The 7,678-nt window shown below is 37.5% G+C and carries 6 protein-coding genes and 1 pseudogene; 4 read left to right on the top strand and 3 right to left on the bottom strand.

Annotated features, from left to right (window positions below):
- Window positions 1-322 precede the first annotated feature (322 nt).
- A complete protein-coding gene (locus J2S17_RS28455; RefSeq protein WP_307480688.1) occupies window positions 323-649 on the top strand; it encodes an SDR family NAD(P)-dependent oxidoreductase in 327 nt (108 codons plus the stop codon).
- 468 nt (window positions 650-1,117) lie between these two features.
- Here the strand turns inward: J2S17_RS28455 and J2S17_RS28450 are convergent, their stop codons facing one another.
- From J2S17_RS28450 to J2S17_RS28440, 3 genes are all read right to left on the bottom strand, one after another.
- Entirely contained in the window at window positions 1,118-2,479 is a 1,362-nt protein-coding gene (locus J2S17_RS28450) for an MATE family efflux transporter (protein WP_307480686.1), read from the bottom strand.
- Window positions 2,480-2,636: 157 nt separating this feature from the next.
- The gene (locus tag J2S17_RS28445) at window positions 2,637-2,828 is read right to left on the bottom strand and encodes a hypothetical protein (RefSeq protein ID WP_307480685.1); all 192 of its coding nucleotides are present in this window, start codon (window positions 2,826-2,828) and stop codon (window positions 2,637-2,639) included.
- Window positions 2,829-2,881: 53 nt separating this feature from the next.
- Window positions 2,882-3,772, bottom strand: a complete 891-nt coding sequence (locus J2S17_RS28440; RefSeq protein ID WP_307480682.1) for an RNPP family C-terminal domain-containing protein — start codon at window positions 3,770-3,772, stop codon at window positions 2,882-2,884.
- Window positions 3,773-4,066: 294 nt separating this feature from the next.
- Here J2S17_RS28440 and J2S17_RS28435 point away from each other — a divergent pair, with 294 nt between their 5' ends.
- From J2S17_RS28435 to J2S17_RS28425, 3 genes and pseudogenes are all read left to right on the top strand, one after another.
- The gene (locus J2S17_RS28435) at window positions 4,067-6,118 is read left to right on the top strand and encodes a molybdopterin-containing oxidoreductase family protein (protein ID WP_307480680.1); all 2,052 of its coding nucleotides are present in this window, start codon (window positions 4,067-4,069) and stop codon (window positions 6,116-6,118) included.
- Between the two features lie 120 nt (window positions 6,119-6,238).
- A pseudogene (locus J2S17_RS28430) lies at window positions 6,239-6,762 on the top strand (Tn3 family transposase); the annotation flags it as partial.
- Window positions 6,759-7,466, top strand: a complete 708-nt coding sequence (locus J2S17_RS28425) for a tyrosine-type recombinase/integrase (RefSeq protein WP_307480678.1) — start codon at window positions 6,759-6,761, stop codon at window positions 7,464-7,466. The pseudogene J2S17_RS28430 and the gene J2S17_RS28425, both read left to right, overlap by 4 nt.
- Window positions 7,467-7,678 lie beyond the last annotated feature (212 nt).

The following is a 7,678-nucleotide window of genomic DNA, read 5'->3' as shown; positions in this document are numbered from 1 at the left end:
AAAATCATCTTTTTCACTGAAAAATGGTTCTAATAGCCGGATTAGAACATGAAAATCATCTTTTTCACTGAAAAATGGTTCTAATAGCCGGATTAAAACATGAAAATCATCTTTTTTACTGAAAAACGGTTCTAATAGCCGGATTAGAACATGAAAATCATCTTTTTCACTGAAAAATGGTTCTAATATCGAGTTTAGAACATGAAAATCCGATATTTCGTTGCAAAACTGTTCTTATATTGTTATTAAGCTTCAGCATTCCACTTATGAGTCGCCCATAGAAACCGAAAGTCACAACTAAATAATACTGACATGACAGCTTTTGAATATCAATCACAGCGATGATACTCCTAAATCAGTATTTGCTTCTGAAATATCAATTAAACTCAAACCACTAGTTTATCATGTAGCCTTAACATATGCAGAGAAAGGTATTCGAATCAATAGTATTTCACCAGGGTATATAGAGACACCGTTATTAGAACAAATCCCCCCTGAAACAAAAAAAGAAATGATTGCCAAACATCCAATTGGGCGTTTAGGGAAGCCCGAAGAAATTGCAAATGCGATTGTATTTATGGCAAGTGACAAAGCCTCTTTTATCACGGGTACAGTATTACATGTAGACGGCGGGTATACTGCCATTTAAAAGAAACTGCAGCAGGATATAGCCCTTGCTGCAGCTTTATTTTTTTCAAACGAATGTATTGCTTGAATAGTTGCAGTCTGGCCGGGTCACTTGAGTGCTTTTGTTTTCACAAATAATTATCTGCCTCATCTCCCTCGGTATTCTATTGTAGAAATAACATTCTCCTTTAAAAGTGGTGATAAATAAACTCAACCACTTTAAATAGCCTTTGCCTCAAATGCAGAAAATTCTACAACATGGAGTGGTTATAATTTCTGAATTGGTAATTATTAATGAATCGACCTTTGCAAGCAGCAGCTACCAAGTCTATTGATATGTAAAATTATACCTATTAAAATATATAATGAAATACTTTTCATGATTTTCTAAAACTCTTTCCTGTACCTTTCACTTGAACACACTTTGTTCATTTATTAAATCCATCCCCCAAAAAAGAGAACTAGCATTTTCTCTAGTTCCCACCCTTCATCAATAACTATTCGATTCCACAAATCTATGTTTTTGAATATACACTAACCTAATTGAAAGAAAAACACCTGCTGTCAACAAACCTGCAGTTAAACCAAGCCAATACCCCGTTGCACCAAAGCTTGTATAGTTCGCTAAAATAAACCCTACTGGCAGACAGATTAACCAGTAAGCAACTAAGGTGATAATAAAGGCGATATTAACATCTTTATAGCCCCTAAGAGCAGCCTGTGCGGTCACTTGGATCGCATCTGAAATCTGGAAGAATAACGCAAAAATCAGAAAGTGTGTCGTTAACTGAATGACTGCAGGTTCACTCGAATACAAACCAGCGACTTCATACCTGAACAACACGACTAATAGTCCGGTCACTAAAGCTATAAACATCGCTAAATAGATTCCGAGCCAGCTATAAACTTTGGCATCTTTATTTCTGCCTGATCCTACTTCATAGCCGACCACAACCGTTAAAGCCATAGAGATGCTAATTGGAATCATGTATAAGAAAGATACGATATTTAAGGCTGTTTGATATGATGCTATCGTTGTCACATCAAATCGGCTTAATAAAATCGTTACACAAGCAAACATACTCGTTTCAAAGAATACCGACAATCCCATAGGTACACCAATCTTGAGGATTTCCTTACATCTGCTCCACTCAAAACCTCTTATACTCTTAAAAATATTGAATGCAGAATAAGGCTGCATTTTATTAATCACATATATTGTCATCAGCAGGATACACCAGTAGGTAATTGCTGTGGCGTAGCCTCCCCCTGCTCCGCCAAGCTCTGGTAAACCTAACTTCCCGAAAATGAGCACATAGTTCAGAAAAAGATTGATCGGTAATGCCAATAAAAGAATGATCATTACTATTCTTGTTTTTCCTAAAGCATAAATAAATGACCTTAACACATTAAATGAAAATAAAGGTATGATACCGAGACTTAAACCAACTAAATAATGAAAAGCCGTCTCCTGTACTCTGCTATCAAGATCCATAATATTTAAAAGTGGATTCAATAATATGGCACCGGCAATAATTACAATTAGGGCAATAATAACAGATAAATATAAGCCATTTTTTACGATGGATGTAACTTCTTTATTGTTCTTTTCCCCCATTTTTTGTGCAGCAATCGGTGAAACTGCAAGCAATATCCCGCTCAGCCCTGTAAATACTGGATTCCAAATAGATGCCCCAATCGCAACACCAGCTAAGTCTGCCGAATCATATCTCCCGGACATAATCGTGTTAAAAAACACCATCGAAAACATCCCAAGCTGTGTAATTAAGATAGGGATTAATAAAATTAAAATCTGTTTTGTTTTTTCTTGCAAAGTAAAGGTCTGTTTCATGTTGCTTCTCCTTACTCTCAGGTTCTACGTTCATTCACGCCACTCTTATCATACACCTTCTTTGGGGGTTTTCAAGGTTAAAAATTCAAAATAAAAAAGCGATCATCTCTAAGTTGAAGATGATCACTTTTTTATTTTAATTTTGAACAAATAAAGATTAATGTTGTGTTGGAATACCGAACGGAACAACAGGAAGACCATGTTGTGTTGGAATACCTGCTACAACTGTTTCCTTACCTGTAATACTGTGTTGTGTCGGAATACCAGCAGTCTCTAAAGAGCCACTTGATAGAGCACTTGCACCGCTAATTCCTAATACTAAAACACCTGCTAATAATAGTTTCTTCATAATTTCCACCACTTTCTTTATTATTTAAAAAAACAATTATGTAATTGTTTTTTTTACGAAGGTAATGAACTTATCATTTTGGTTAATTCAGCTTTCATTAAGACTCCCATCTTCTCATGCTTAGTTAAATCACATAAGAAGAGAGACTTCTCAATATAATGTTTTCCTGTTTTAACCTCTCCTAGCTTTATAAAGTTTTCACCACTTTGATAGTGAAGTTCAGCTAGGAGGTACAGTAGTTCTACTTCAATACAGAGATTTATTCCTTGCTGACAATAAGTAAGGGATCTCTCATATTCCCCTTCCTCAGTTAATGATTGAGAAAAGCCGAATAGGATTCTTATTTTTACTTTTGGATCTACTAGGCTTGGAAGTCTTTGTAATTCGTCCAAGGATTGTTCAAAATAATTCCTAGCCTGAACATAGTCTTTAGATTCATAAGCTATCATCGCGATACTAGTTAATATTTCAATTTCAGATTCAGTTAAGTTTTTAAATTCTTTATTCGTTAATTTAATAGCATCATCCAATAACTCCAACGCTTTTTCAGTCTCATTATGTAAGTAGTAAAGACAAACACCTTCATGCCATTTTAAAAATTGCTTTAATTGAACATTATCAAAGATCGGCGAGTGTTGCTCTTTTAATACAATATCGTAAATGGTTTGATAGTCTCTCACCCGCTTATATTTATTAATTAGATTAATAACAAGCTGCGAGTAGTTTTGATTACACTTTTTCGCCATCGAAAAAAAATATACCAAGTTTACTTGTAACCTTTGTCCTAATAAATATAGCTGTTCTACTGTTGGATACGCGCTTTCCTTTTCAAAACGTTCATACTCTTCTTTGGTACAAATCCCTTTTGTTAATTCTTCTATAGTGATTGATTTATTCTGTCTTAAAGAGTATAGTATTTCTCCGATATTGTATTCAGGCAGCATAATGCTTCCAACTCCTCACAATCCAACATAGAATCGCAAATTAGGCAAATAACTTTAAAACTATTAATCCTAATCATATATTAGCACTACAGACCTATCAATTGTAAAGTTTTTTCATATTTCTATTATATTTCTATCATTTTAGTCACAGCAAGGGACTTTAGAATTATTTTATCAGACTATTTTATCACGGTGATACGATTAACTACCAAAGTATTTTAAAGCTCCACTGTTGCAGTAATGAATAAACTGTCTTATGATATTTATATTATTTTTTACAAAGGAGCGCTTCGTATGTCCTCTTTTACTCAAGAAAAAGACGGAATTTTCCCATCAGTCTGTTCGTTGGACTGTCCTGATCAATGTGGTTTGCTTGTACATAAGAAGGACGGGAAAATCGTGAAGGTTGTGGGTGATCCGAATCATCCCGTTACAAAGGGGAATATTTGCAATAAAGTCCGCAATATGGCGGCTCGACTATATGATGATAAACGATTGGAATATCCATTAAAACGCGTTGGTGAGAAAGGCGAAGGAAAGTTTGAAAGAATTAGCTGGGAGGAAGCAATTGAAACCATTACAAGTCGCTGGAAATCATTGATTGATTTAGATGGACCAGAGAGTATCATTCCGTATAGCTTCTATGGCAATATGGGCTATTTAACAGCGGAAGGTATGGATCGCCGATTCTTTCATCGACTGGGTGCATCTCAGCTTGATCGCGCAGTTTGTCAGGCAGCTGGGTCAGAGGGATACAAATACACGATGGGCGGAAGCTTTGGTGTGGATCCAGATGATACCGTGGAATCTAAGCTCATTATCTTCTGGGGAGTCAACGCAGTAAGCACAAATATGCACCAAATCGTACTTGCACAAAAAGCCAAAAAAGCGGGTGCAAAAATTATCGTCATCGACGTGCACAAAAACCAAACAGGCAGAATGGCAGATTGGTTTATTCCTATTTTACCAGGAACAGATAGTGCTTTGGCACTTGGAATGATGCATATATTGTTTGCGGAGAACTTAGTAGATGAAGATTTTCTAAAAGAGTATACGGTTGGCTACGAGGAGCTTCGCCAGCATGTTGTTCAATACGACCCTGTCACAGTTTCTGGAATTACAGGCGTACCTGTAGACGACTTGTATAAGCTGACGAGAATGTATGGTGAGACTGCCCCTGCGTTCATTAGAATCGGCAACGGCCTGCAGCACCATGATAATGGCGGAATGACGATTCGTTCCATCGCCTGCCTGCCTGCGGTAACCGGACAATGGCTACATAAGGGCGGCGGTGCTCTTAAGTCTAATTCAGGCTACCTTGCACACAACACATTTGCCATGCAAAGACCCGATTTGATGAAAAACAAACAAACGCGAACCATTAATATGAACGCGATTGGGGAAGCACTGCTCCAAGAAGAAAATCCAATCAAGTCAATGTATGTGTATGGCAGTAACCCGGCTGTTATTGCACCCAGCAGCAATAAAGTCAAAGCTGGCCTTGAAAGAGAGGATTTATTCCTTGTCGTTCACGATTTATTCTTAACAGAAACTGCACAATATGCAGACATCGTGCTGCCGTCGACTTCTTCATATGAAAACACAGATTTTTATGGTTCTTACTGGCATAACTTTTTCCATCTTCAGCAGCCAGTCATTGAAGCATATGGAGAGTCCAAATCAAATTTTGAAGTATTCAAGCTGCTTGCAGCCGGAATGGAATATACAGAGAGTACATTTAATGAATCGGAAGCAGAAGTGATTACAAATGCATTGAATCACCCAAGCAATCCTTATATAGACCATATCACCTATGAGAAACTCGTTGAGAATGAATATATGAAAGCAAATATTAAACCATTGCTGCCCGGCAAGCTTCATACGCCCAGCGGAAAAATAGAGCTCTATTCAGAAAAAATGGTGGAAGATGGATATCCGGCCTTACCGACCTATATGCCAATTGTTAATGATGGCGACGCACAATTCCTGTTCGTTCCTGGACCAAATCATAACTTCTTGAATTCTACTTTTTCTAATAATGAAAAACATATCAAATTAGAAAAACAACCGAAGCTGCATATGAATCAAAATGATGCAGAAAAATACGGGGTGGAAGATGGAGATATGGTTCGTATTTGGAATCACCGTGGGGAATGTGAATTGACTGCCGCTGTTGGCGATAATGTACTTCAAGGGGTGCTTGTCAGCCAAGGACTTTGGGCAGATCAGCCTGGCACGAAGCAAATCGTAAACGCGCTTACGCCAGACCGAATCGCAGATATGGGCGGAGGAGCAACTTTCTTCTCAGGAAGAGTGAATATGGAGAAAGCAAAAGCATTAGTATAACAAAAAGGATAGAAACCAGAATCATTCTGAGTTTCTATCCTTTTTATTATTTACGGGATTCTTAAAGTATTTCTATAGAGTCATCGCGTACTCCTTAACATTCTGTTTGATAAAACCTTGGAGTTGATTCGGCAACAGTATGATCAGATGATCAAATATGCGACTGCTCTCCGATTGGGAACAGCTGAAACGAAAGCGATTCTGAAACGCTTTACGCGAAATAACCTAAAACACCCTACGTACCAAGCATTGGCTGAACTCGGAAAAGTCATCAAAACTATTTTCCTTTGCGAGTACTTGAATTCAGAAAAAATACGTCGGGAAATTCATGAGAGGTTGAATGTTATCGAGAACTGGAACTCGGCCAATAGCTTTATTTTTTATGGTAAGGGTGGCCAAATTTCCACGAATCGTTTGGAAGATCAAGAAATCGCGGTTTTGTCGCTTCACCTACTGCAAAATTGTTTGGTCTATATTACACCTTAATGATCCAAGAGGTGTTGTCAGAACAGAAATGGTTTGATTTGATGGAATCAGAGGATTTACGTGCCCTTACCCCTTTAGTTTACAGCCATGTCAATCCTTATGGAACGTTCGAATTAAACATGGAAGAAAGACTTCACATCAAAGGAGTATCCATATGATAGAACAAAGAACACCTGCAAAAAAGAAAGCTAAAGAACTGGCAAAATATCTTCGGGGAGAACGACCCGATTATGATTACCTAAAACGGGTTTTTCAACAACTAAGAGAAGAATTAGAGGTTGAGGTAGCACAGAAACCGAAAAAACTTCCCTATGTACCAACAGAAGATGAATTGAAACGGTATTACGATTTAGTCTGGAATGGGAAAAACTTTCGTCACATGATGATCATCAAAACATTTGTTTATACAGGCGTTCGAGTGAGTGAGTTAGTCAATATCCAACTAACGGATGTGGATTCATCCCTTTGTCAAATCCGAATCAATAATGGAAAAGGTAAAAAGGATCGAATCGTTCCTTTCCCACAATCCTTTAGGGAACTGTTAGCCATGCATGTTGAAACTATGAGAAAAGAAAAAGCACGTTATCTTTTTGAATCTAATTGGAAGATAAAATATACGGATCGGGGCGTTCGAAAAATTCTGGCCAAATATTCGGAAGCAGCTGGACTGTCACAATCCTTGTCTCCCCACAAGCTCCGGCATTTTTTGTTGACCTGGCTTAAAAAGAAAGGGATCGACGACGCCTTAATCCAACCATATAGTGGTCATGAGAGTGGACAATCCCTTGAAATTTATTCAAAGTTGGCACTGCCGGAGGCTCAAAAGAAATATAATGAAGCAATGGATGAATTTCCAATTTAACCCATCAATTTGCCGGATTTGCAGCTTTGCTGGTACTACCCCATGCCCATCAAGCTAAGTAAAAACAATAGCTCCAATAATAAAAAAACGCTATGCTTATCGTAAGAAGTTTACGATAAAGGATGGTGTTTTTTTATGAATCCTATCATCTCTAGTGAACTGACACTTTTTGCACAAGAAATACAACGCTTTCTATCTCCAATCGTTCTTAA

This window comes from Cytobacillus purgationiresistens (assembly GCF_030813235.1).
Classification (GTDB): domain Bacteria; phylum Bacillota; class Bacilli; order Bacillales; family Cytobacillaceae; genus Cytobacillus; species Cytobacillus purgationiresistens.
This window is presented reverse-complemented; position numbering and strand designations above follow the sequence as displayed.